This is a genomic window from Metabacillus indicus LMG 22858, assembly GCF_000708755.2.
GTDB classification, from domain to species: Bacteria; Bacillota; Bacilli; order Bacillales; family Bacillaceae; genus Bacillus_P; species Bacillus_P indicus.
The window spans coordinates 30,575-55,126 of sequence record NZ_JGVU02000003.1 but is presented as its reverse complement, the minus strand read 5'-3'; the positions used below and the strand labels follow the sequence as shown (position 1 = coordinate 55,126).

Here is a 24,552-nt window from a genome sequence, read left to right as displayed (position 1 = left end):
CAGTCTTACAGGCAGGTTGCCCACGTGTTACTCACCCGTCCGCCGCTGACCTCCGAAGAGGTCCGCTCGACTTGCATGTATTAGGCACGCCGCCAGCGTTCGTCCTGAGCCAGGATCAAACTCTCCGAAGAAAATTTGTGACTCATAAATGTTGCTGACTTAAAAAATTTTAAACGTTTGGTACGCTTTTGGTTTTGTTTAGTTTTCAAAGATCATTTGCTTCAAGAGCAGCTTTATAATAATATCAAATCTCAGTTATTAAGTCAAGCACTTTTTTCACTTTTTTTATTTCTCGCCGTCGCCGTTTTTTGCGGCAACGTTTAATAATATATCACCGCAGACACTATTAAGCAAGGCTTTTTTTATAAAAAATAAAAATAAAAAACCTCCGCCGAAACAGCGGAGGTTTTCATGTGTATTTAACGGTGTCTCATATGAGGGAACAGAAGGACGTCCCTAATAGAAGCGGAGTTTGTCAGAAGCATGACTACACGGTCAATTCCAATCCCAAGACCGCCTGTTGGAGGCATTCCATACTCCAGTGCTTCAATAAAGTCTTCATCCATCATGTGCGCTTCGTCATTTCCTTGTTCTCTTTCCTGCAGCTGCGCTTCAAAGCGTTCTTTTTGATCAATAGGATCATTCAGCTCAGTAAATGCATTTGCATGCTCACGGGCAACGATGAACAATTCAAATCTGTCTGTAAAACGAGGGTCTTCATCGTTCTTCTTGGCAAGAGGCGAAATTTCAACCGGGTGGCCATAGATAAAAGTAGGCTCAATCAGATGCTCTTCCACTTTTTGCTCAAAGAATTCATTGATGATATGGCCGACCGTCATGTTTTTGTTGATTTCCACGTCATGCTCAGCCGCATGCGCTCTTGCATCTTCCACTGACATTTCAGCCCAGAAATCTACACCGGTGCGCTCTTTGATCGCATCAACCATGTGAAGTCTCTTCCACTCCGGCTGAAGATCGATTTCATGTTCACCGTATGTGATTTTTGTAGAGCCTGTTACTTCTTTGGCAATATGGGCAATCAGGTTTTCTGTCAAAGACATGATATCTTTGTAGTCTGCATAAGCCTCATAAAGTTCAATCATTGTGAACTCAGGATTATGACGGGTAGAGATTCCTTCGTTTCTGTAAACACGGCCAATCTCATATACCTTTTCAAGGCCGCCCACTATTAGTCTCTTAAGGTGAAGCTCAATTGCAATCCGCATGTAAAGCTGCATATCAAGAGCATTGTGATGTGTCACGAACGGACGTGCTGAAGCTCCGCCTGCAATGGTGTGCATCGTTGGCGTCTCAACTTCAAGGTAGCCGTTTTGGTCAAGGTAGCGGCGCATAGATTGAATAATTTTACTGCGTGCAATGAACGTGCTTTTGCTTTCATCATTCATGATGAGGTCGAGATAACGCTGGCGGTAGCGCTGTTCAATGTCTTTTAAGCCATGGAATTTATCAGGAAGCGGACGAAGAGACTTAGTTAAAAGCTCAAAGCTTGTAGCCTTAATGGAAAGCTCGCCGACTTTCGTTTTAAACATAACGCCTGTAACACCGACAATGTCTCCAAGGTCAGCTGTGTTGAACAATTCATACTGCTCATCACCGACTGCATCCTTGCGCACATAAATCTGAATCTGACCTTCAATGTCCTTAACGTGGGCAAATCCGGCTTTTCCTTTGCCGCGTTTTGTCATGATTCTTCCTGCCAGCGTGACAGAAATAGATCTTTCCTCAAGGTCTTCTTTTGAAATTTCGCCGTATTCGCGAACGAGCTGCGCTGTGTATCCAGTACGCTCAAAACGTTTTCCAAACGGGTCGAGACCCTTCTCACGCAGTACACTAAGCTTTTCCCGTCTTACTTTCAGCTGGTCATTTAATTCTTCATGTGTCAATTCTTCATTACTCAAAAAAATCAGCTCCTGTCCTCTATAAGGCTTGTTAGTCAATTATACCGGCGAATGCAGAAAAACTGCCAGTTCAAACTGGCAGTGTGCAATCGCTGCGGGGAAAGGCAGTTCAGCCTGCCTGTATGCTGCTTTGTTCTTTCGATTCTGCCTGCAATGTAAATTCATCAAGCAGGTTCACAATCTCGTCTCTTGTTTCTGTCGTATTTACGGCATTTCTTACAATGGCGTGCCCTCTGATCCCTTTCAAGTACCACGCAGCATGCTTCCTCATTTCTCTGACAGCTGTTTTTTCGCCTTTAAGGGCAACCAGACGGTCGAGATGCAGTTTGCATACATCCATTTTTTCGCGTACTGAAGGTTCGCTGATCAGTTCACCCGTTTCAAGATAGTGAACCGTACGGTAAATCATCCAGGGGTTCCCCAGTGCGGCACGGCCGATCATCACGCCGTCAACACCTGTTTCATCAAGCATTCTCTGGGCATCCTGAGGTGTTTCTACATCCCCGTTTCCAATAACCGGAATGCCGACAGATTCTTTTACTTCTTTAATGATAGCCCAATCTGCCGTTCCTTCATACATTTGAACTCTTGTACGCCCGTGAACAGCTACTGCCTTGCCTCCGGCTTTTTCTACAGCCTGCGCATTCTTGACAGCAAAGATATGCTGGTCGTCCCATCCAATGCGCATTTTCACGGTAACCGGTTTATCTACTGCATCTGTAACGGCAGAAACCATGTCATAGATTTTATCCGGATCAAGCAGCCACCTAGCCCCTGCATCACATTTTGTGATTTTCGGAACAGGACAGCCCATATTGATATCAATGATATCGGCCGTAGTGTTTTTATCAACGAACTTGGCAGCTTCTACAAGTGTTTCTTTTTCTCCTCCGAAGATCTGGAGGCTGAGCGGCTTTTCACGCTCATCAATGTAGAGCATGTCCATCGTTCTTGCGTTGTTAAGAAGGATGGCTTTATCACTGACCATTTCAGCGCAGACAAGTCCCGCTCCGAATTCCTTCACCGTAAGGCGGAATGCCGAGTTGCAGACTCCGGCCATAGGCGCAAGGACAACGCGGTTTTTCAATTGGATATCGCCGATATTAAACATCGGGTTACCTCCTTTCAGGGCCTTACTCTCTCGGTGAAAGCTCTTCTACCGTGACGTTCAGCGCGGCCGCTACTTCTTCAATAAGCTGATCATTCGGAAGCCTGTTCCCGCGTTCAACCTCGCCTAAAACAGACACGGATATGCCAAGGTCTTTTGCAAACCCTTCCTGGGTAAATCCTTTTAATTTTCGAAAAGCGCGAATACGTCTTCCCCATTTTTCTGCTGCTTCCATATTCGTACCCCTTCTTTGTCCGGTAGTTGATCGATTATGACTGAAAGCGGCTGATTGCTTGCTTGTATATGAATATTCTGGTCTATCTCATATAACGGGATTAATACGAACGAACGCTCTAACATCCTAGGGTGTGGAATAATTAGTTGCTCTGTTTCAATATTTTCATGATTATAGAGTAAAATGTCAAGGTCCAAAGTCCGGGGACCCCACCTGATGTCCCTTTTTCTTCCGAGACTCTGTTCAATTCCCTGCATGACAGACAGCAGCTCAAACGCTGTCAGATCTGTGCGGACGGAGAGCACCATATTTAAAAATGCATCCTGATTCTCATAACCCACCGGATCTGTCTCATAAATAGAGGAAATTTCCTCCACCTTAATAGAAGAATGTTCATTCAAGCTCAGGATCGCATCTTTTAAATAGCGCTCTCTGTCTCCGATGTTGCTGCCAAGCGCAAGAAAGGCTCTGTTCATGAGCGTCCTCTCCTGATCTCCACGGCCACATAGTCGTAATGGCCGGGTATAGGCGGGTCCGGCTTGTAGAGTTTTACTGTGCAGAAGCTTACCTGCTGAAATTCTTCAAGAACCTCCGCCGCAATTTTCTCGGCGACAGCTTCTACAAGCTTGAACGGCTTTCCTTCAGCAACACCCCTGCAAATTTTATAAAGCGAAGCATAATTGACCGTATGCTGCAGATCATCTGTCTGCCCTGCCTGCTTTAAATCAAGCTCAATGGTCATGTCAGCCCGAAAACGCTGGCCGAGCTTCGTCTCTTCAGGAAAAACACCATGATACCCGTAAAACTCCATCCCGTTCACAAAAATTTTATCCAAGCTCAGCCGCTCCTTTTCCAATCATGGCATCCATCATTTTTGCCATTCTTGCAATTCCTTTCACATCATGCACCCTCACAATGCTGCATCCTTTTTCGATTCCGAGGCAAACTGTAGCCCCTGTACCCTCCATTCTATCAGAAGGCGGGAGATCAAGTATGCGGCCGATGAAGGATTTTCTTGACGTTCCGAGCAGGACCGGATACCCCAATTGAGTGAAAGTCTCCAGGTTTCTCATGACCTCAAGATTATCCTCCATCGTCTTCGCAAACCCGATGCCCGGGTCAAGAATAATTTTGCTGTCCTTGACACCTGCACGTTTGGCGATTGAGACACTTTCATTCAAATCCGAGATCATGTCCGGAATCAGCGCGGTATAATTCCGTTCCGGCCGGTTATGCATGAGGATAATCGGCACATCGTATTTTGCCGCAACAGCAGCCATCTCAGGATCTGCTTTTGCCCCCCATACATCGTTTAGAATCGTTGCTCCGGCAAGAACAGCCTGCTCTGCCACTTCTGCTTTGTAAGTATCAATGGAGATTGGAACACTGATTTCTTTAGAAAGCTCTTTAATAATTGGAACAACTCTCCGGATTTCTTCTTCAGCAGGGACAAAATCCGCGCCTGGGCGTGTGGACTCTCCCCCGACATCAATGATATCCGCTCCGTCTGCAATCATTTCCTTCGCGTGGGCAAGCGCCGTTTCTATGCGGTTGAACCTGCCTCCATCCGAAAAGGAGTCAGGCGTCAGATTCAAAATCCCCATAATCAATGTCTTTTCATAAGGATTTAATCGGTACGGTCCGCAGATCAGATCCTTTTTATCATCAGCTAAAATGGTGTCCATTTATCATCAATCCTTTACAGCTCTTCTCTGCTTTTCAGCATTCTGCTTTGCTTATAAATCCTTTTTAGTGTTTGCGTTACAGCGCCATTCTTTCCTGAAAAAACGCTAGAGCCAATTTCTTTCAGCGGAATGATTTCCTGAACAGAGTTCACGGCAAATACTTCATCAGCCTGAAGCAGCTCATCTGCTGTAAACCTGCCTTCCACCCATCTCATTCCCTCTTTTTCCAGACAGCGGATGACAAACTGCCGGGTGATGCCGTTCAAGATCCCTGTATCCAGAGAAGGTGTATACACACACTCATCTTTTACCCAGAAGAGATTTGAGACAATCCCTTCTGCCACAAACCCGTCTTTCGTAAGAAAAATCCCTTCGACCGAAGGATCATTTCCCGCTTCACGCTTCGCCAGAACATTGTTCAGATAATGATGGGACTTGATCCGTTCTTTTCCCTCAGGGGTATTTCTCGGAACAGACAGAAGCACCCCTCGTTTTTCAAGGTCAGCCGGCAGCTCAGGCAGTTTCCTCATAAACATCATGACAGTGGGCTCACGATATTCCAGTGCACCGAACATCAGTCCGCCGTCTCCCGCTGATACGTTAAGGCGCACCGATACATCCTCATCCTGCAGATCGTTAAGCAGAAGCAGACGCTGAATGACCTCTTCTATATTCAGGCTGGAATCATCCAACTGAATATTCAGCTCTCTCATGGCTTTTTGCAGCCTGCTCATGTGATCATTCAGCAAAAATGGATGCCCCTTATAGACTCTGAACGTTTCAAACACCCCAAGACCATATAAATACCCGTGGTCAAAGGGAGAGATCCTGGCATCCTCTGCCTGAATGAATTCGGAGTTCAGGTAAATATACATCAGATTTTTTCAGCAGGCCGGTGCGTTTTAATGAAGTTGCCGAGCAGATTTTTCCCAAAGGATGTCATGATTGACTCCGGGTGGAACTGCACGCCTTCAACCGGCAGTGTTTTATGGCGGATTGCCATGATTTCGCCTTCTTCGGTCCAGGCTGTGATATCAAAGCAGTCAGGCAGTGTTTCTTTTTTCACAATAAGTGAATGATAGCGGGTAGCTGTAAATGGATTTTCAATATCTTGAAAGATCGTTTTGCCGTCGTGGTGCATTTCGGATGTTTTTCCGTGCATCAGGCGTTCTGCGCGGACGACATCTCCCCCGAAAACCTGCGCGATGGATTGATGTCCAAGACAAACTCCGAAAATCGGAATTTTTCCCGCAAAGCGCTCAATGGCCGCCATGCTGATTCCAGCTTCATTCGGACTGCACGGGCCAGGAGATATCATGAGGAAATCTGGAGCCATCTCTTCAATTTCATCGAGCGTGATCTCATCGTTCCTGCGAACGGTAAGCTCCTCCCCAAGCTCCCCTAAATACTGCACCAGGTTAAACGTAAACGAATCATAGTTATCAATCATTAAAATCATTCTCTCTCACCTCATACTGTCATAGTCTCTTCTTCGCTCAGCTCTTTCGCCCTAAGCAAGGCCTGCGCCTTCTTAAGCGATTCTTTATATTCGTGTTTAGGATTGGAATCGATGACAATTCCGGCTCCAGATTGGATATAGGCATGCCCTTCCTTCGCAAGCAGCGTGCGGATGACAATGTTCATTTCCATATCTCCATTATACCCAATCCAGCCGATCGATCCTGTATAAATGCCTCTTCTTGTCGGCTCAAGCTCCTCAATAATTTCCATCGTTCTGATTTTGGGAGCTCCCGTAATCGTCCCTCCCGGAAAAACACCTTTAAGGACGTCCATATAATCTTTTCCTTCTGCAAGCAGGCCGCGGACATTTGAAACGATGTGCATCACATGTGAATATTTTTCGATGACCATAAACTCGTTTACTTCAACTGTTCCGTATTTGCACACTCTTCCAAGGTCATTCCGTTCAAGATCCACAAGCATGACGTGCTCAGCACGTTCTTTCTCATTCTCAATCAGTTCTGAGGCAAGCTTTTGATCTTCTTCTTCACTTTCCCCTCTTGACCTTGTTCCCGCAATCGGCCTTGTGCTTGCGTGTTCGCCGTCTATTTTTACCAATAGCTCAGGCGAGCCGCTGACAATCTGGAAATCCAGCAGATCCAGGTAAGCCATATACGGCGATGGATTTACTTCCCTCAGGGTTTCATACACTTTAAGCGGATGCACCTTCAGAGGTTCAGTCTGCCTGACAGACAGGTTCACCTGAAAAACATCACCGTTTGCGATATATTCCTTTATCGTCTCAACAGCATCCATAAACGACTCTTTTGTAAACCGGTGCGGGGATGCAGGATTTCCGGTTCCGCCTGCTGGCTTATGAACAAATGCAGCTGTCTGTTTTTCAAACCAGCTCTTTTCCATTTCAGCTATTCTGTTTCGCGCCTCTTTTTGGTCAGTATCAGATGAATAGTGGGTAATGAACCAGATTTCCTTTGTCTGGTGATCATAAACGGCCAGATCATCAAAAAGCAGAAAATTTAAATCCGGTGTTTCAAGATCGTCGATCGAACGGCTTTCAAGCTTCTCAAACGCCCTTACACAATCATAGCTGAAAAAACCGATTGCCCCTCCCTGAAAATCCGGAAGCTCATCATTCTTAACGGTGTTAAACTGACTGAACCAGCTCCTAAACTCATCAAGAATATTTCCTGTCCGCTGTTCAGTTCCGCTCTTTGTCTGGATTGAAAGGACCGAATCTTTCCCTTTAATGACCGCTGCCGGGTGAAGACCCGCGATGCTGTACCGGCCGCCCCTTCCGCTTTCAAGGATCGCGTGACGCTCCTCGTTTCTGGATAGATGCTGATATTGTCTGAAGAAATCAAGATTGTAAGCCGCTTTCTTTGCAAGCGGTTTTCTCTCAAGGTGCATGCTTAACCCTCTCCTTAAAAACTCATATGTTCATTTTACATAAAAGGGCGGAAGAATACATGTTGAAAATTTCTCCCATAAACAAAAAAACAGCCCAAGGGCTGTTTCTTGATTAATCAAATTGGTAAAGCGGCGTGCTTAAGTATCTTTCCCCGTTACTTGGGATAATGGCAAGAACCTTTTTGCCTTTACCAAGCTCTTTCGCTACTTGAAGGGCTGCTTTAATCGCTGCACCGGAAGAAATGCCTCCAAGAAGACCCTCTTCTCTTGCCGCTTTCCGCGCCACTTCAAAAGCTTCTTCATTTTTCACTTGAATGACACCGTCGTAAATATCCGTTTTTAAGATATCCGGAACAAATCCTGCTCCGATGCCCTGGATTTTATGAGGACCCGGTTTTCCTCCAGAAAGGACAGGTGAGTCAGCAGGCTCCACCGCATAGATTTTTATATCAGGATAAGCTTCTTTAAGGACCTCGCCGGCACCCGTAATGGTTCCGCCCGTTCCGATTCCTGCTATGAATGCATCAAGCTGGCCGCCCATCTGACTGACAATCTCAGGACCTGTCGTACGGCGGTGAACTTCAGGATTTGCTTCATTTTTGAACTGCTGAGGCATGAAATAGCCATGCTCTTTTGAAAGTTCTTCCGCTTTTCTGATAGCTCCGCCCATGCCCTCAGGACCAGGAGTAAGAACAAGCTCGGCACCATACGCCCGAAGAAGGTTGCGGCGCTCCATGCTCATTGTTTCAGGCATAACAAGAATTGCCTTAATCCCTTTTGCAGCTGCAACCATTGCAAGCCCGATGCCTGTATTTCCGCTTGTCGGTTCAATGATTGTATCGCCTTCCTTAAGAAGACCTTTTTCTTCGGCAGCTTCAATCATCGCAAGTGCTATGCGGTCTTTTACACTGCTTCCAGGGTTCATGAACTCAAGCTTTAAATATACATCTGCACTGTTTTCATCTACAATGCGGTTTAATTTGACAATAGGTGTTTCCCCAACCAGTTCGTGTATAGAATTTGCTACACGCGTCAATCTGACCACCTCTATTTCCGAGTATTTTTATTGGCTTTAAAAAGAATGTACCAAACCTCAGTCTGAATTGTCAATCTTTTCTTACTTCTCGGATAGGGCAAAATACTCAATTCTGTTTCTTATTCAGATGTGCCGCTGCCGTAAAACCACGTTACTCCCGCTTCTTCCCATAAAGGCTTTACAGAAACGGCTGATTCCATCTGCTCAAGGGCAATTTGCCGTCTGATCTGGTTCTTGGCTTCTTCAAATGAGTACTGCACGCCATTAACCTTCTCTTTCAGAAGGATGACAGAATAGCCGTTTTCACTTTTGATCGGCTTGCTCCACTTATCTTTTTTCAACTTTTCAGCTTCTTCGATATATTGAACAGGCAGATAATCGTTTTCTGATGAAACATAACCAAGGTCTCCGCCCTCGTTTGCAGAAAACTCATCGATTGATTTTTCCGCAGCAAGCGCTTCAAAGCTCGATCCGCCCTCAAGCTCTTCGATTACCTTTTTCGCTTCCGCTTCTGTCTTTGTCACGATGTGAAAAAGGTGATACGTATCTTTAATGGAATAGAGATCTTGATTGGACTCGTAATAAGCCTTCAATTCCTTCTCCGGTATTTCAACATCTTTTGTCAGCAGCTCTTCAAGCAGCATGCTGTACCTGATCTGTTCGCGCAGCTCTCCGTCTTCTGAAAGCTGCTCGTTGTCGAGTGCATTGTACATGGATTTATACATGGTAAGCTCACGTTCAAGCTCCTCATCAGGGATGCTGATGTCATGTTTTTCAGCAAGCTCCTCAACAACCGTAAAGTTAATCATTTCTTCAAGTGTTTCCCTGCCGAAACGATCTTCAAGCTCTGCCATCCACTGCTCTCTTGTTATTTCCTTACCTCCGACAGATGCAATGGATTCTGAGCTTCCGTTTGAAGCAGGTCCGATTGCAGCGATGCTGTCATCCTTTGTTAGAAAATATGCCAGAGTAAAACAGTTGATAATCACGAGTCCGAAGATAATCAGCCAGACCGCTTTTCTGTTCATCTCTCCATCTCCTGACCGCATGTTCAGCGCGCTTCTTCTTTCAGCTCTGTCAGTTCTTCTTTTGAAAAATGATACCGTTCATTACAGAAGTGACACTCTGCTTCAGCTTTCCCGTCCTCTTCAATCATGCTTTGGATTTCATCCGCTCCAAGACTGATAATCGCATTTGAAATTCTCTCGCGTGAGCAAGGGCAGTGAAAAGCAACTGGGTGCTGATCAAGAATCTTCACTTGATCGTTGCCGAGAACCTCAAACAGAATTTCTTCCGGCGTTAGCCCTTTTTGGATCAGTTTCGAGATTGGCTCTACACTACCAAGCCGTTTTTCAATTTCCGCAATCGTTGAGTCGTCCGTGCCGGGCATAAGCTGAATGATGAAGCCGCCTGCCGCAAGAATTGAGTTGTCAGGGTTAACGAGTACGCCTACCCCAACGGATGATGGAACCTGTTCAGAGCTGACAAGATAATAGGTAAAGTCTTCGCCAAGTTCACCCGACACAAGTTCAACAGAACCGGTGAAATGTTCTTTCATGCCAAGATCCTTTACAACGGAAAGCGTTCCGGATGTTCCAACCGCTCTTGCTACATCAAGCTTTCCTTTTGCATTCAGGTCAAAGTGTGTTTGAGGGTTTGTCACATAGCCGCGAACCTCGCCTTTTGCATTGCTGTCAACGACAATCACGCCTATAGGCCCGCCTCCCTCCACTTTAATCGTCATTTTGCTTTCGCCTTTAAGCATTGAGCCCATCAGGACACCAGCCGTCATTGAACGGCCGAGGGCTGCAGATGCAGTCGGCCATGTCTGATGCCTTCTTTGCGCCTCTCCAACTGTGTCTGTTGTTTTGGCTGCGTATGCACGCACTTGTCCGTCAAACGCAAGTGCCTTTACAAGATAATCCATGTTTTATCACCTTTCCAATTAAATGCTGTTTCGTTCAAAAATCAGCTGAAGCCCTTTTAATGTGAGGAACGGATCAACGATGTCAATCACCTTCGACTCAGAAGCGATCAGCGTTGAAAGTCCTCCTGTTGCAATAACCTTAGGCTCTGCTTTAGACTGCTGTTTCATTCTCCCGACAATACCTTCAACCTGTCCGACATACCCATAAAGAATGCCCGCCTGCATAGCGCTGACCGTATTTTTGCCGATAATATCATCAGGTCGTGCAATTTCGATTCTTGGAAGCTTGGCTGCCCTCGAATAGAGAGCCTCGGTTGAGATATTGATGCCCGGAGCAATGGCGCCGCCCATATATTGTTTTTCCTCGTTAATATAGCAGTAGGTCGTCGCTGTGCCAAAATCAACAATAATCAGAGGACCGCCGTATAAATGGATGCCTGCCACCGCATTTACAATCCGGTCTGCACCTACTTCACGGGGATTCTCATATTTAATGTTCAAGCCTGTCTTGATGCCAGGTCCGACAACGAGGGGCTTTTGTTTGAAATATTTCGTGCACATCCGCTCAAGCGAGAACATAATCGGCGGAACAACAGAGGAGATAATGATTCCTTTAATATCGGTCAGATGAATGCCTTCATGTTCAAAGAGGGATTTGATGAGCATGCCAAATTCATCTTCTGTTTTGTTGCGCGTCGTCTCAATGCGCCAGTGATGCTTGAGAGCATCTCCTTCAAAAACGCCTAAAACGGTATTTGTATTCCCTACATCCAGCACTAAAAACATATGTATCACCACTTTATCCAAATTCTTTTTCTCTGTATTCAATACTCTTTCATCATATCATGAAGCCAACTTAAATTTATGCAAAATTTATGTGTGCAGCCCTGTCTTCCCTCACTCATTTTAGTCTTTTTAGACAGCGGAATGCAAAAGGAAGAACCTGAAACGGCGTTAAAAAACCGCATGTTCAATGTGAACATGCGGTTTTGATGTATGGTCAGTCTTCTTTTCGGTCTTCGTGAATCTCAGATGTCTGCTCTTCATCCTTTTTTGGAAGGATGTTCACTTTTACATCTTCTTTCTTTTCATGTTCTGAAACCGGACGGTCAGGCAGTGTGCCATGATCCACTAAATGCTTGATTTGCTCTGCATCGAGAGTTTCGATTTCAAGCAGGGTTTGAGCAATCAGTTCAAGCTTATCACGGTTTTCAGTAAGGATTTTCTTAGCGCGCTCGTAGCATTCTTTGATAATGCGCTGTACTTCCATGTCGATTTCATGGGCAATCGCATCACTGTAATTCTGCTCGCTGTTAAAGTCGCGGCCTAAGAATACCTGTCCCTGGGACTGTCCGAACTGAAGCGGTCCAAGCTTGTCACTCATACCGAACTCAGTTACCATGCGTCTTGCAATGCCAGTGGCACGCTGGAAGTCGTTCGTCGCACCTGTGCTCACTTCGCCGAAGACGATATCCTCAGCCACACGGCCGCCGAGAAGTCCTGTAATTTTATCAAGAAGTTCAGGCTTCGTCATGAAATAACGGTCCTCTTTTGGAAGCATAACGGCATAGCCTCCAGCCTGCCCGCGAGGCACGATTGTTACTTTATGAACCATATCGGCTTCATCAAGAACTACACCGATAATCGTATGTCCGCCTTCATGATAGGCAACAATATTGCGTTCTTTTTTGGAAATAACGCGGCTTTTCTTGGCTGGACCTGCAATTACGCGGTCTGTCGCCTCGTCTATATCCGTCATATCCACTTTCTTCTTGTTGCGGCGTGCGGCAACAAGCGCTGCTTCGTTCAGCAGGTTCTCAAGGTCTGCACCAGAAAAACCAGGTGTACGGGCTGCGATGGATTTCAGGTTAACCGTGTCATCCAGAGGCTTATTGCGGGCATGAACTTCAAGCACCGCCTCGCGGCCTTTAAGATCCGGACGGTCAACTGTGATTTGACGGTCAAAACGTCCCGGACGAAGCAATGCCGGGTCAAGAATATCCGGACGGTTCGTTGCAGCAATCATGATGATGCCTTCATTTCCGCCGAATCCATCCATTTCAACGAGCAATTGGTTCAGCGTCTGCTCGCGCTCGTCATGGCCGCCGCCAAGACCGGCGCCGCGCTGGCGTCCAACAGCATCGATTTCATCGATAAAGATGATACAAGGTGCATTTTTCTTTGCATTTTCGAACAGGTCGCGGACACGGGAAGCTCCCACCCCTACGAACATTTCAACAAAGTCAGATCCGCTTATAGAGAAGAACGGAACGCCGGCTTCACCTGCTGCAGCACGGGCAAGCAGGGTTTTACCTGTACCCGGAGGTCCTACTAGCAGAACGCCTTTTGGAATACGGGCGCCAAGCTCGGCAAATTTGCGCGGGTCTTTAAGGAACTCAACAACTTCGACAAGCTCTTGTTTTTCCTCATCTGCACCGGCAACATCTTTAAAGCGCACTTTTTTCTTTTCTTCGCTGTAGAGCTTCGCTTTGCTCTTGCCGAAATTCATGACACGGCTTCCGCCGCCCTGAGCCTGGTTGAGCAGGAAGAAGAAAAGAATAAAGATAATGACAAACGGTATGATGGATGTAAAGAATGTTACCCATCCGCTCGTTTCTTCTGCAGGAACAAACTTAACATTCGTTTTGCCCTGCGCTGCAGCATCCACACGGTCCAGCGCTTTATCGCTCAATACATGTGTAACAAACTGCTCCTCTTCTTTATAATCATCCAGCTGGCCCTTTACTTCATATACTCCGCGAAGCGGCTGTATCGTAATTTCTTTCACGTCACCAGCTTCAAGTTTGGAAATGAACGTACTGTAAGTTAATGGCTCAGTTTTTGTGTTGTTTCCCTGGAAAAAACTGACGACTCCAATAACCACTAAAAAGATTAGCAAATAAAATATGGTATTACGGAAGATCCGATTCATTCCTTACCTCCTCCCACAGTAAACACAACTATTTTAAATAGTATCATAGAAAATCATTCCAATACAACTGATTGGCCGTTTTGGTACTTGACAAATGCAGCAATTACTTATTTTCGTAAATTTCAGGCTTCAGAACTCCAATATAAGGAAGGTTGCGGTAGCGTTCGATGTAGTCAAGTCCATATCCTACAACAAAAGCATCCGGCACTTCAAAGCCCACATAATCAGCCTGAATATCCGCTTTGCGTCCTGTTGGCTTATCAAGAAGCGTCACAATGCTGATCGTTTTTGCCTTGCGGTAGCGGAAAAGCTCTACAAGGTAGCTCAGTGTAAGCCCGCTGTCGATGATATCTTCAATAATCAGGATGTCTCTGCCTTCTACTGAAGTGTCAAGGTCTTTCAGGATTTTCACTTCACCGGAAGATACTGTAGAAGTACCATAACTCGAAACATCCATAAAGTCCATTTCCAAGTATGTATCAATGTTCTTCAGCAGATCTGCCATAAACGGCATAGCGCCTTTCAGCACTCCGATAGCAAGAGGGAAGCGGTCATTGTACTCTTCAGTAAGCTGCGCTCCAAGTTCCTTTACCTTGCGGCTGATTTCTTCTTCTGTTATTAATACTTTTTCGATATCCTGCTTCATTACAAGTTGCCCCCTACAAAATCATTGCTCTTTATATTGCAAAACAACGTAGTCACCTGCGCCGCACCCGGCATCTTCAAATGAAGACTTTTTAAGGCCGGGAAGCCAAAGGATCTTGCCGCTGCCATCTTCTAAAACAGGCCAGCTGTTCCTTCTATGGACCGGTACTTTTGCATCAATAAATATATCTTTTACTTTTTTCGTACCGTTCATGCCCTTGAGTTTGATTTTATCGCCCTGCCTTCTGGTACGGATAAGCAGAGGCTTGGTCAAAGACTTGGCCGGCATGACGAACACATCGTTTCCAGCTATCCATTCATCAGGCTTTCCGCTGATGATCTCACAAGTGAGGAGATGCCCGTTTGGAAGTATTGTGCTTGACGGGATCTGCACTGTCCTTGAAAATGACTGGTCCTTTATTTGTTCAAAAGTAAACAAACACGTTTGGTAGGATTTGATTACTTTAAGGCCGTCTGGATAATCTAGTGAACCGGAAGGATGTGTATGCGAGAGTAAGGATTGTAGACTCTCAATATGTATAGAAGAAAGGGAAGATGGTTGGTCTTCATAAAGATAGTTTAATATTAGTTGAATACATCTTCTTTGTAAAGGCATAGGCAGGGTGTTGAACAAATCGATATCGAGTTCGGCTTCGTGCTTTTCTTTCCTTTTCAATACTGTATTCAACTTTTCTTTCGATAATTCCTGTAAGAACTCTTCATCTTCTTTGAAAGTCCTGCTGAAATACTGAAATCTCCCGTGCACTTTCGGGTTCTCTTCCTTAAGGAATGGAAGAACCTGTTTACGGAAGCGGTTTCGGGTGTAATCAAGCTTTTCGTTGCTTGGGTCAAACCTTGGAGCCAGATGGTTCAGGCTGCAGTATTCGAGGATTTCCCTTTTATCAGCTGAAAGCAGGGGCCGGATAATGCTTCCGCCTGTAAACTCCCTTTGTTCCGGTATCCCGGCAAGCGCTGTTCCCGCGCTGCCCCTTGTCATTCTCATCAGAATCGTCTCAATCTGATCATCGCCATGATGGCCTAAAGCTATGAACGGGGCATGATGCTTCTTCATGACACTTTCGAAGAAGGAATAGCGGCATTCTCTTGCCGCGCTCTGAAGGCTCATTTCAGGGTTTTCCTCCGCATACTTCGGGACATCGATCTGAACAGCTTCGCACAGAACATCATGGTTCCTGCAAAAGTCCTTTACAAATTCCATTTCAAGAGCGGATTCAGCTCCCCGGAACATGTGATCAACATGAGCGACAGCAAGACTCAGGCCGAATTCGGACCTAAGCCGGATAAATAAATGAAGCAGGGCGAGTGAATCAGGACCTCCTGATACACCTATGACGACTGCTGTGTCTTTCACTCCATAGTGTGTAAGAAAACGTCTGAAACGTTCTAGCATGGCATTCCTCTTTTATAGCATAGTCTTTGCGTACCTTCATACTATCATGACAGCTTTCAGCCCTGCAAAAAAGAAGTCCCCCGTTCACATATTTACCATAAATTCACGCTACATCAGATAGTGATAGACGTAAAACGAGTAGATAATGCAAAGTGCGGCAAGGATCATGATGGTTTCAACCCATCCTCCTGCCCTGCTTCTCTTTTTTGCTTTTACACGGACCGGCCCGTGACTTGCGGCATTGCCTGACGGCACCGGCCTCCCCGCTTTCGCCTGTTTGGACGTTCTGCTTTGGCGTCCATGCACCTGAGACGGTTTTGCCGCTTGAGCCTGTCCTGTCTGCACGCGGCTCTTCTGCTGTTTTTGCGCTGCTGAACCCTGCTCATAGAGCGACGTCAGAAAGTCTTTTTTCATATCAGCGGCATATTGGTATTTTCCCAATAACGCTTTTTTCAAAACAGCTGAATGCTTTCTTAAATAGGGGTGGTCCTGAATGACTTCGAGGAGCTGTCTGCCGCCCTCATCCTGCTTTTTAAACCGTTTGGGATGGACAGAGTTAATGACGATCATGGCAGCTGCAAACAAATCGTAGGACGGCTCAGCCCTGCGGGTGCCGAGACCCCAGTACCCTCTGTCAAAAAAATCGGTAAACTCTTTGATCGACCTTCCATTCAGAGTTGTGCCCCCGACGTCAATAAACCGCAGCTTTACCGGCCGTTCTGCCACCATCAGATTTTCAGGCTTCAAGTCGCCGAATACCCATCCGGCCCTGTGCAGCTCCTCTAAATTCGACAGCAGCTGAACCGTCAGGACTCCTATCCATTCCATTCCCTGATTGCTGATGAAATCCAGGTACTGCTTTCCGCTGATATATTCCATCACATAGAACGGAACCCGCTCCCCCGTTCTTGGATGGATCCAGTCATCTACATCAACTAAAGCAGGCCCAAGGGAACTCCCCTGGACCTTTGAAAAGTGCTTAAGAACATTCACTTCAGACGTAATGGACATGCTGTTCCCGCTTACCTTCAAAGCGGCAAGTCCACTTCTCCCTTCTGCCAAGTAAACGATCCCTGTAGCACCCTGTCCAAGCGGCTTTACGATGCGGTACTTGTTATGATGCCACTTTCCTTCAACGACAGTGCCGGGCAGAAGATTACATGTTTGATTCATTGAAGTATTGTTCATCATCTGAAAGCAGGCTCCTTAACGAACGCTTTTTCTTAAACGAATGAATGCCATCGCGAATGGCAGGTCCCGTAGGCGTAATGCCGCCTGTTGTCAGCTTTGGGAAAATAGAAGAGAGAGATTCAAGTTTCGGCGTCCACTCAAGGACCGTTTCGACTTCTTCCTTTTTCCCAGGAAATACAGACACTGAAAATTGATTTTCTCCTATTCTCGAATTCAGGCTGATTGATAAATCAAGCAGCGATTCTTTAACGGTCGGAAGCTTGGGTTTCATGCTTCCGCTTGTATCAACAAGAATCAGGATCTCCATGCCGATTGTTTCTCCAAGCTCATCGACTACTTCCATGACCTCGCCCCGTTTTTCGGGGGAGAGCTCCTCCATTGTCACTTTTTTGCCCAGAATCTGCTGCAGTTCGGAGTTCACAACACCCTGCAGAGTTTGAGTCATCGCCTGTCTGGTGACCATTTGAACCGTCTGTGACAGCTGTTCAGCATACACCACCTGGCTCACTCCGCCCCCGGACATCGCAATTCCTTCGATTTCATTTATCGCATCCTGGTCAACAATGTTTTCTTCCAGTATTCCAATGACGTTAACGGTAATCCCCTGTTCTTTTGCAAGAGCAGCCATCGCGACCGGATCTTCGCCATGATTGGAACATCCGTCTGTTATCAGCAGTATTTGTTTCAGTTTCCCTTTATTCATTGGTTCAGCCCCTCCAGGTATCCTCTTATCACCAAGGAAATAATGTAGTATCATCCTCGCCAGTAATAAAGAGTTTTATACTCTGAAAGAAGGCTTTAAAGCTTTAAACCGCCCCTTGCTTTTTAATATGTTTTGCAGTCGGAATGGATGCCCATTTCGGTGTATTGTGGTCGACTTTAGCAACGACAACGGTCATATCGTCCTCAATTTTCCCGCCCCGAGTCCGGATAACCTCCTCCATAATTAAATCTGCGACCTCCTGAGGATCCATTGTCTCAAGCTCTTTAATCTTCCGTTTCATCCAAAGATCGTGATTCTCTACATGCTTTGGCCCTTCAAAGATGCCGTCGCTCATCATAATCAGCAGATCTCCCGCTTTCAGCTGCTCTCCCACAACTTCCACATCAAACTCATCAATGATGCCCATCGGAAGATTGCTTGCCTGTATCTTCATGATCTGGTCTCCGCGTTTAATAAAGCTTGGCGTAGAACCGATTTTAAGAAACTTGCACGTAGCATCCTGCAGATCGACAATCGCAAGGTCAAGCGTGGAAAAAATTTCATCTGTCGTCCTCAGGGACAGGATGGAATTGATCGTTTTAATCGCTACCTTTTCTTCAATTCCGGACTGAAGAATTTTCTGAAGCAGCTTGATGGTTTCATTGCTCTCAAAATGGGCTCTTACTCCGTTTCCCATACCGTCGCTGATGGCAATCGCATATTTGCCGAAACCAAGCTCAATAGTTGAGTAGCTGTCTCCCGAAACGAGACCTCCGCCTTTTGCCGCATGGGCGACACCCGAATCAACCCGATACGTTCTTGAAGACCCGAACGATACATGACAGTAGCCATTCGGATAGCTTGAGCATTCCTCATGTTTCACAATGACGGATTCCTCCAGAATATCAGAAAGCATCGGAGCTATGATTTTTTCGCACTCCCCGTGGCCGTTGCAAAACGGGATGCTCATTTCAATATCGACATTTCCCTGTTCAAGACTGTATATATCAACGTGCCCTATCTCAATGCCAAAGCTCTGAAGCGCTTCAAGAATCTGCTCCTCCTGCACAAAATGATTCTCACGCTCACGCTTGATTTCTTTTGAAAAATCCTCCATGACCTGAGACACGCCAAGCAGCTGTTCAGCTACAAGCCGCCTGCTTTCCTGCACTTGCTGCTTCAGTTTTTCGTTCGCATCATAATAGTTGATTTCCTGCTCAATAGCCTCTTCCACCTTTTTCGGTTTGGAGCAGTACTTTTCAAACTCTTTTTTCAGCTTGCGGTTGCTGTGATACGTATTTTCTTTGCTTTCATCCATAATGGCCTTCATAAACTCATAGGTTGTATCAAAATTCTGTACCCAGCACCTTTCTTTTTTAAAGCAGGTCTGGCACGTTTTTTCGGTAATCGTGCTCAAGAACAAATCTGTTCCCCGCTGGTCTTCTGATTCTTCGCTTTTTTCATAGAAGGTGGCAAAGCTTTCAGAAAGAGCATAAAAAACCTGGGAGAACTGATCGACTCTGTGCGCGGTCACGTCCCTGATTTTCCGCACATACTGCTGCTGCTCCTGGGTGTGTTCGTTCGTACCCGGAATGTGCTTGGCAAGCTTATTGGTGATCGCCTTCGGGGTCAGCAAAAACAGGCCGATGGCAATAACGGACTCTGTCAGGTTTTTCATCAGATCTGTTGAACCCTCTCCGTACAGGGTAATAAGCAGCGATCCAATCAGGAGGCCGATTGCCGCTCCAAACTTCTGCCCTTCTTTCAGCAGGCCTCCAAGAAGCCCCGAAAACGCAAGGAGGCTCATCTGATATAAATTCCCTACGTTTGCCAGACTCAAAATCAATCCCGTTACTACACCGACCGTACAGCCGATGCTTGAGCCCCCGATGAAGGCAAACAGCAGGACAATATAGCGAGAAAAGATGTGCTCGGCCTGAAGCTCCTGATAAGTGACGCCGACAAACCCTGTCAGGACAGAAGCCAGAAGAATCATGATGCAGATAATTTCTTCTATTTTAAGTGACTGCTTGTGCTTCTTTGCAGTAAGAAGAGGCAGACTCTGAAGGAAAATGAGCGACAGAATAAAGGCAAGACCGGACTCGACTCCTGCCATCATATAATCGTAAAGAGTAAGCGGGCCCTGAAGATAAAAGTACCCGATCCGTGTAAGCATCATAGAAGCAAAGACAACAAATGGCAGTGCCTTCATCTTGTCTTTGTAAAGAATAGATGTCAGCTTTTTCATCACCAGGAAGACGAAGATTGAGGCGGTGACAAAGAGAGAGGTTTGCCAGGAGATGGTGGCTGCTCCTCCGATCAGAGCAAGCGAAGCAAAAAGCGCTTTATCTTTTTTCATCAGCAGAACGGCTCCGAAAAAAGGCAATGCAAACGGAAGCACCTCTGTCAGAATTAAAGCCCGTCCAAGAAGAAAGCCAATCAGCACAAACAGCAGGCCTCTATGTAAAAAAAGAAGCTGCATTCTTGTCCCAAAACGGTTCAAAGAACGATTGAACCACTGATGCGTTCTTTCAAGGCTGACTTCGGTCATCGGCTCGATTACCCTTCTTTCTACCTTTTCCATATTTTCATTCCCCCGTTTTTTGATATTACGGCTATTATATAAAAGGCTCAAAAAAGAATTTGTCAAACGAGGGGCCGGTATACCAAGAAACGTTCGACTGTTTTTTTGAATAGCGACAAAATGCACGAAAAACAGGGTCATTTTACAGGAAAAGGGGGTAAGCAGTCTGAGAAATGAGTCGCAACCGGGGGAAATGGCAGGAAACTGATAGGAAAAAATCCATACAAAAAACCCCGGCTCTCAATATGAGAACCGGGGTTTACAAGATGACCCGTACGGGATTCGAACCCGTGTTACCGCCGTGAAAGGGCGGTGTCTTAACCGCTTGACCAACGGGCCAGTTAAAAATGGTAGCGGCGGAGGGAGTCGAACCCACGACCTCACGGGTATGAACCGTACGCTCTAGCCAGCTGAGCTACACCGCCATTTTTATAAGCCATTTGTGTTAGGCACAAGATATATAATACAAAGGATTGTCCCTTTCGTCAACAAAAAGTTTAAAAAAGTTTTCAGGATCCATTTTTTCCATAAAAAAAAGAAAGCACACGCGCATGTGCTCTCCTGACGATTAAGCATTTATATCAGATAGCAGCAAGTTAACCTCTTCTTGCTCCGCGACCGCCGCGTTTTGATTCCGTGTTGCGTTTTAGAGATGATAAGCGATCCTCGCTGTCTTTAAGGAATCTGCTCATTTTTTGCTCGAAATTCTCTTTAGGACGGAACTCATTTGTATTTGATCTTCCTCTTGGACGATCTGGGCGGTTTGGACGGTCTGAGCGGTTCGGGCGGTCTGGACGTTCTGGGCGCTCAGGACGATCAATAGCTTTCTTGATGGATAAACCGATTTTTCCGTCTTTCTCTACGTTGATGACTTTTACAGTAACTTCGTCACCTACTTTTAAGTGATCGTTAATATCCTTCACGTAATTATCAGCGACTTCACTGATATGGACTAGTCCTGTAGTGCCGCCAGAAAGCTCTACGAACGCTCCGAAATTTGTAATGCCCGTTACCTTACCTTGCAGCTTGCTGCCAACTTCTATCGACATAAAAAAAATGCTCCTCCTTAATAAACATAAAAACTCATTATAGTTAATTATACATAATGTAAAAATCAAGTGTCAACAACACTACTCTTTACCTTTTTTTGGCAAAGAGAAGATAATTTCGTTCTCATCCGATAAAAAATAGTCGCGGCGGGCGATTTTTGCAATATAATCATCGTCGTTCAGCTTCACAATTTCTTCTTCGAGCACCTTTTCTTCTTTCTCAAGCTCAGCAAGCTGACTCTCAAGCTTTTTCTTTTCTTCTGCCTTTTCTTCAATGGCGCTTGATTGGGAAATCAGGGTCGAAAGCACAATAACAGAAGTTACAGCTGCAATTAATCCAAATAACGTCAGCCGTCTGATAAGGCCGCGTTTCCGCCGTTTCATGATCTGGTCTTTTCGCTCCTGCTGCTGCACGTACTGTGACTGAAGCTGGGTAATTTTCCGTTCTTTAGCGAGACTCATCCATTAGCCTCCTTACTTCTTCTTTTTCCGTAAAATCCATAAGTTACCACACATATTCAAGATTTTCAAACAAAATCCTGCCGCTTTTTTGAAATAATTGTGAAAGAATTTCCGTATGCGAACAGGAACAAGTTTAAGCAATCCTTTCAGTATCCAAATGACAGGAGCCATCAGCACTTTAAGCGTTCCGAATATCAGCCTGCAAAGCCATTTTACCAACTTCCATAAAAAGATGACAAGTCCGGTGACAATGGCAATGAGCAATTTTGTCAGCCCTGTGACAGGCTTGACCAACATGAAATCACCAATTCTTAAAGCTGTTCTGTACAGACCGACAGCAAACCTTATCATCCATTCCAAAACAGCCAGGTACATTTTTTTCAAAAGACTCTGGTAGGCAGCATATCCGCACAGCAGCGCAAGGAGAATGTATACCCTGAACTCGCCTTCATTAACCTGGAGAAGAACGTAAAATAAAAGAAGGCCCTGAAACAGCCAGAAAAAGACGTCGTTTATAAACACAATCCATTTTGCTCTTTTTGACCGCATGAGGAAACGGCTGTATGTATCAAGGGAAACTCCGATAAAACAGCCGGATCCGACCATGCTGAGCATGGTAAGGAATTGAACGGACAGCGTCATTTAAACAACTTGCTAAAGAGCCCTTTAGCTTTCTCCGTCTGTTGGTCATCTAGGTAGACAAGGTCAAAAACTCTCCCTTTGATGGAGACAATGCCTTTGTCGACATCCAGGTTTTTCATTTGCAGATTTTCCCCGCGAATGGCAAGTGCGCCCATGACCGTCTCAAGAAGAAACTCTTCGTTGTCAAAACTTTCTACATGGGTTACGCCTGTGATGTCCAGCAGCTTGCGGCCTCTCATAATCACGTCATGCTCCTGGATGGTTCCTTTAGACTGTGATCCATTGTCATAATATTGATTCATAGCCAGCCCCCGCATTCTTCTTAGAAATATTCTTATCTATTTCTATGAGAAAGGGAGGCAAAATAGAACAAGCCCCTGCTGACTATTCTTCGCTTAGCTTTTCTTCCTTTATGATTGTGAACATGCCGGCTGCATCTTCTTTCTTAGAAGAATCCTGGAGTTTTTCGACCTTGGCCGTAATGCGTTTTTGTCCGAAGCGGATTGCGAGCTCGTCCCCTTCTTTAACAGTTGAACTGGCTTTTGCAACCGTTCCGTTCACAGTAATCCTGCCCTGGTCGGATACTTCCTTTGCAAGCGTCCGGCGTTTAATTAATCTTGATACTTTTAAAAATTTATCCAGTCTCATGGTTTAAGCACTCCCCTTTTACAGGCCCTTTTGTTTCGCTTCATTCCAGTAAGAGTCCATTTCTTCTAAAGACATGTCCTCAAGCGGTTTGTTCAGCTCTTCAGCCCGCTTTTCAATATATTCGAATCGTCTTGTGAATTTATGGTTAGTAGACGTCAGCGCTGTTTCTGGCTCTACGTCATAAAATCTGCCGATATTCACGAGTGCAAAAAGGATGTCCCCGAATTCTTCAAGCACTTTTTTGGAATCCGCTCCTTTTGCCTCGTGTTTGAATTCCTGTATTTCCTCCTGCACCTTGTCCCATGCAGGGTTCACATCATCCCAGTCAAAACCTGCCTTGGCCGCTTTTTTCTGAAGATGAAAGGCCTTTGACAGGGCAGGCAGTGAAGCTGCTACAGATTTCAGGAACGGCTCCTTCTGCTGTGAGCCTTTTTCTGCGCGCTTAATCTCCTGCCAGTTGGCAAGGACTTCTCCTTCATCACGGGCCTCTGCCGTCCCAAAGACGTGAGGGTGTCTCCGGATCATTTTATCCGTCAGCGTCCGAATCACATCATCTATGGAAAACATGCCTTCATCAGATCCGATTTGGGCATGCAGCATAACCTGCAGCAGGACATCCCCGAGCTCTTCAACCATGTGGTCGTCGTCCTCTTCGTCAATCGCTTCGATCAGCTCATAGCATTCTTCGATTAAGTACCGCTTAAGAGAGCTGTGTGTCTGCTTTTTGTCCCATGGACAGCCGTTTGGGCCCCGAAGCTCGGCAATGACTGAACGCAAAGTCTGAAATTGATGATTCAGCTGCTCTTCTTCTTTTATCGGAGGAACATAGACACTTGTTAAATTATCCACTGCCGCGGCTCTGTCCAGTTCAAACAAAGGGACTTTAACAATCTTTTCGTCCCGTCCTCCGGCTGCAGTGACGATCATCACTTCATACTCATCAGGCAGATCTTCCATCAGCGTCAGCTTTACTTCAGAAGCAACCATCTGATCATAGACCTGGCAGATAATCAGGTGCTGCCTGTAGTTCAGCTGCTCTCTTTTCATCGAGAGGCCGTCCACCATCTGAAAGCCGTCAATCGGATCGATTCCAAGTGCCGTAAATGTCGGATCCAGGAAGCTTTGTCCTCCTGCAATCTCAACCTCATACCCTCTTTTTCTCCCGTTTTGCAGAAGATATTGAACGGTTTGCTCTGCAACGAGGGGATGTCCGGGTACAGCATAAACAATGTCCTTGTCACTTGCTTCTTTATAAAGCTCTTCTTCAATTATTTTATATACATCACCGAACTGGCTGTTTTCTTCATAGACAGAATCAAAGGACACATAGCCCGGAAGCTCTGCCCCAAGCTCTGCTACAACAGGATGCTCCTTTGTTCTTAAGTACAGCGCAGATGCTGAAGTGAGTCTGCGGTATACCCCAAGCGGCATATGGCTTGCATCAGAGCCGCCAAGTCCGACAACCGTAATCTTCCTGGCCATATAT

General features: G+C 45.8%; 25 protein-coding genes, 2 tRNA genes and 1 rRNA gene. All 28 read right to left on the bottom strand.

Annotation, left to right across the window (positions count from 1 at the left end; translation table 11 throughout):
• Positions 1-131, bottom strand: a 16S ribosomal RNA gene (locus AZ46_RS12550); the annotation flags it as partial.
• A gap of 288 nt (positions 132-419) precedes the next feature.
• Positions 420-1,919, bottom strand: coding sequence for a lysine--tRNA ligase (gene lysS, locus AZ46_RS12545; protein ID WP_029286122.1), 1,500 nt, complete (start codon positions 1,917-1,919; stop codon positions 420-422).
• 109 nt (positions 1,920-2,028) lie between these two features.
• Entirely contained in the window at positions 2,029-3,030 is a 1,002-nt protein-coding gene (gene dusB / locus AZ46_RS12540) for a tRNA dihydrouridine synthase DusB (RefSeq protein ID WP_029286120.1), read from the bottom strand.
• 22 nt (positions 3,031-3,052) lie between these two features.
• Positions 3,053-3,262 (bottom strand): helix-turn-helix domain-containing protein, encoded by a 210-nt coding sequence (locus tag AZ46_RS12535; RefSeq protein WP_029286118.1) that lies wholly within the window; start codon positions 3,260-3,262, stop codon positions 3,053-3,055.
• Positions 3,211-3,738, bottom strand: a complete 528-nt coding sequence (folK, locus tag AZ46_RS12530; RefSeq protein WP_029286116.1) for a 2-amino-4-hydroxy-6-hydroxymethyldihydropteridine diphosphokinase — start codon at positions 3,736-3,738, stop codon at positions 3,211-3,213. The genes AZ46_RS12535 and folK overlap by 52 nt, the downstream gene beginning before the upstream one ends.
• Entirely contained in the window at positions 3,735-4,097 is a 363-nt protein-coding gene (folB, locus tag AZ46_RS12525) for a dihydroneopterin aldolase (protein ID WP_029286114.1), read from the bottom strand. Before folB ends, folK begins: the two co-directional genes overlap by 4 nt.
• Entirely contained in the window at positions 4,090-4,947 is an 858-nt protein-coding gene (folP, locus tag AZ46_RS12520; RefSeq protein ID WP_029286112.1) for a dihydropteroate synthase, read from the bottom strand. Before folP ends, folB begins: the two co-directional genes overlap by 8 nt.
• Before the next feature lie 14 nt (positions 4,948-4,961).
• Positions 4,962-5,822 (bottom strand): aminodeoxychorismate lyase, encoded by an 861-nt coding sequence (pabC, locus tag AZ46_RS12515; RefSeq protein WP_029286110.1) that lies wholly within the window; start codon positions 5,820-5,822, stop codon positions 4,962-4,964.
• A complete protein-coding gene (pabA, locus tag AZ46_RS12510; protein WP_029286109.1) occupies positions 5,822-6,406 on the bottom strand; it encodes an aminodeoxychorismate/anthranilate synthase component II in 585 nt (194 codons plus the stop codon). Before pabA ends, pabC begins: the two co-directional genes overlap by 1 nt.
• Before the next feature lie 11 nt (positions 6,407-6,417).
• Entirely contained in the window at positions 6,418-7,836 is a 1,419-nt protein-coding gene (trpE, locus tag AZ46_RS12505; protein ID WP_029286107.1) for an anthranilate synthase component I, read from the bottom strand.
• A 112-nt stretch (positions 7,837-7,948) separates the two neighbouring features.
• Positions 7,949-8,872, bottom strand: a complete 924-nt coding sequence (gene cysK / locus AZ46_RS12500; protein WP_029286105.1) for a cysteine synthase A — start codon at positions 8,870-8,872, stop codon at positions 7,949-7,951.
• A gap of 119 nt (positions 8,873-8,991) precedes the next feature.
• A complete protein-coding gene (locus tag AZ46_RS12495; protein ID WP_029286103.1) occupies positions 8,992-9,900 on the bottom strand; it encodes a peptidyl-prolyl cis-trans isomerase in 909 nt (302 codons plus the stop codon).
• Between the two features lie 23 nt (positions 9,901-9,923).
• Positions 9,924-10,799, bottom strand: coding sequence for an Hsp33 family molecular chaperone HslO (gene hslO, locus AZ46_RS12490; protein ID WP_029286101.1), 876 nt, complete (start codon positions 10,797-10,799; stop codon positions 9,924-9,926).
• Positions 10,800-10,817: 18 nt separating this feature from the next.
• The gene (locus AZ46_RS12485; protein WP_029286099.1) at positions 10,818-11,585 is read right to left on the bottom strand and encodes a type III pantothenate kinase; all 768 of its coding nucleotides are present in this window, start codon (positions 11,583-11,585) and stop codon (positions 10,818-10,820) included.
• Between the two features lie 214 nt (positions 11,586-11,799).
• The gene (gene ftsH, locus AZ46_RS12480; RefSeq protein ID WP_029286097.1) at positions 11,800-13,731 is read right to left on the bottom strand and encodes an ATP-dependent zinc metalloprotease FtsH; all 1,932 of its coding nucleotides are present in this window, start codon (positions 13,729-13,731) and stop codon (positions 11,800-11,802) included.
• Between the two features lie 103 nt (positions 13,732-13,834).
• Entirely contained in the window at positions 13,835-14,377 is a 543-nt protein-coding gene (hpt, locus tag AZ46_RS12475) for a hypoxanthine phosphoribosyltransferase (protein ID WP_029286095.1), read from the bottom strand.
• A gap of 21 nt (positions 14,378-14,398) precedes the next feature.
• A complete protein-coding gene (gene tilS, locus AZ46_RS12470; protein ID WP_029286093.1) occupies positions 14,399-15,787 on the bottom strand; it encodes a tRNA lysidine(34) synthetase TilS in 1,389 nt (462 codons plus the stop codon).
• A 108-nt stretch (positions 15,788-15,895) separates the two neighbouring features.
• Positions 15,896-16,978, bottom strand: coding sequence for a protein kinase domain-containing protein (locus tag AZ46_RS12465; RefSeq protein ID WP_029286091.1), 1,083 nt, complete (start codon positions 16,976-16,978; stop codon positions 15,896-15,898).
• A complete protein-coding gene (locus AZ46_RS12460) occupies positions 16,944-17,681 on the bottom strand; it encodes a VWA domain-containing protein (protein WP_029286089.1) in 738 nt (245 codons plus the stop codon). Before AZ46_RS12460 ends, AZ46_RS12465 begins: the two co-directional genes overlap by 35 nt.
• 103 nt (positions 17,682-17,784) lie before the next feature.
• Positions 17,785-20,265 (bottom strand): stage II sporulation protein E, encoded by a 2,481-nt coding sequence (gene spoIIE / locus AZ46_RS12455; protein ID WP_029286087.1) that lies wholly within the window; start codon positions 20,263-20,265, stop codon positions 17,785-17,787.
• Positions 20,266-20,532: 267 nt separating this feature from the next.
• A tRNA-Glu gene (locus AZ46_RS12450) sits at positions 20,533-20,604 on the bottom strand.
• A gap of 9 nt (positions 20,605-20,613) precedes the next feature.
• Positions 20,614-20,690, bottom strand: a tRNA-Met gene (locus tag AZ46_RS12445).
• A 171-nt stretch (positions 20,691-20,861) separates the two neighbouring features.
• Positions 20,862-21,314: a S1 domain-containing RNA-binding protein gene (locus AZ46_RS12440; RefSeq protein ID WP_029286085.1), complete on the bottom strand. Its 453-nt coding sequence runs from the start codon at positions 21,312-21,314 to the stop codon at positions 20,862-20,864.
• Positions 21,315-21,395: 81 nt separating this feature from the next.
• Positions 21,396-21,776, bottom strand: coding sequence for a septum formation initiator family protein (locus AZ46_RS12435; RefSeq protein ID WP_029286083.1), 381 nt, complete (start codon positions 21,774-21,776; stop codon positions 21,396-21,398).
• A gap of 12 nt (positions 21,777-21,788) precedes the next feature.
• Positions 21,789-22,418: a spore cortex biosynthesis protein YabQ gene (gene yabQ / locus AZ46_RS12430; protein ID WP_029286081.1), complete on the bottom strand. Its 630-nt coding sequence runs from the start codon at positions 22,416-22,418 to the stop codon at positions 21,789-21,791.
• Positions 22,415-22,720 carry a sporulation protein YabP gene (gene yabP / locus AZ46_RS12425; RefSeq protein ID WP_029286079.1) on the bottom strand — a complete coding sequence of 102 codons (306 nt, stop codon included), beginning with the start codon at positions 22,718-22,720 and terminating at the stop codon, positions 22,415-22,417. The genes yabQ and yabP overlap by 4 nt, the downstream gene beginning before the upstream one ends.
• A gap of 82 nt (positions 22,721-22,802) precedes the next feature.
• Complete coding sequence (locus AZ46_RS12420) at positions 22,803-23,066, bottom strand: RNA-binding S4 domain-containing protein (protein WP_029286077.1); 264 nt, start codon at positions 23,064-23,066, stop codon at positions 22,803-22,805.
• A gap of 18 nt (positions 23,067-23,084) precedes the next feature.
• Positions 23,085-24,548, bottom strand: a complete 1,464-nt coding sequence (gene yabN / locus AZ46_RS12415) for a bifunctional methyltransferase/pyrophosphohydrolase YabN (protein WP_029286075.1) — start codon at positions 24,546-24,548, stop codon at positions 23,085-23,087.
• Positions 24,549-24,552 lie beyond the last annotated feature (4 nt).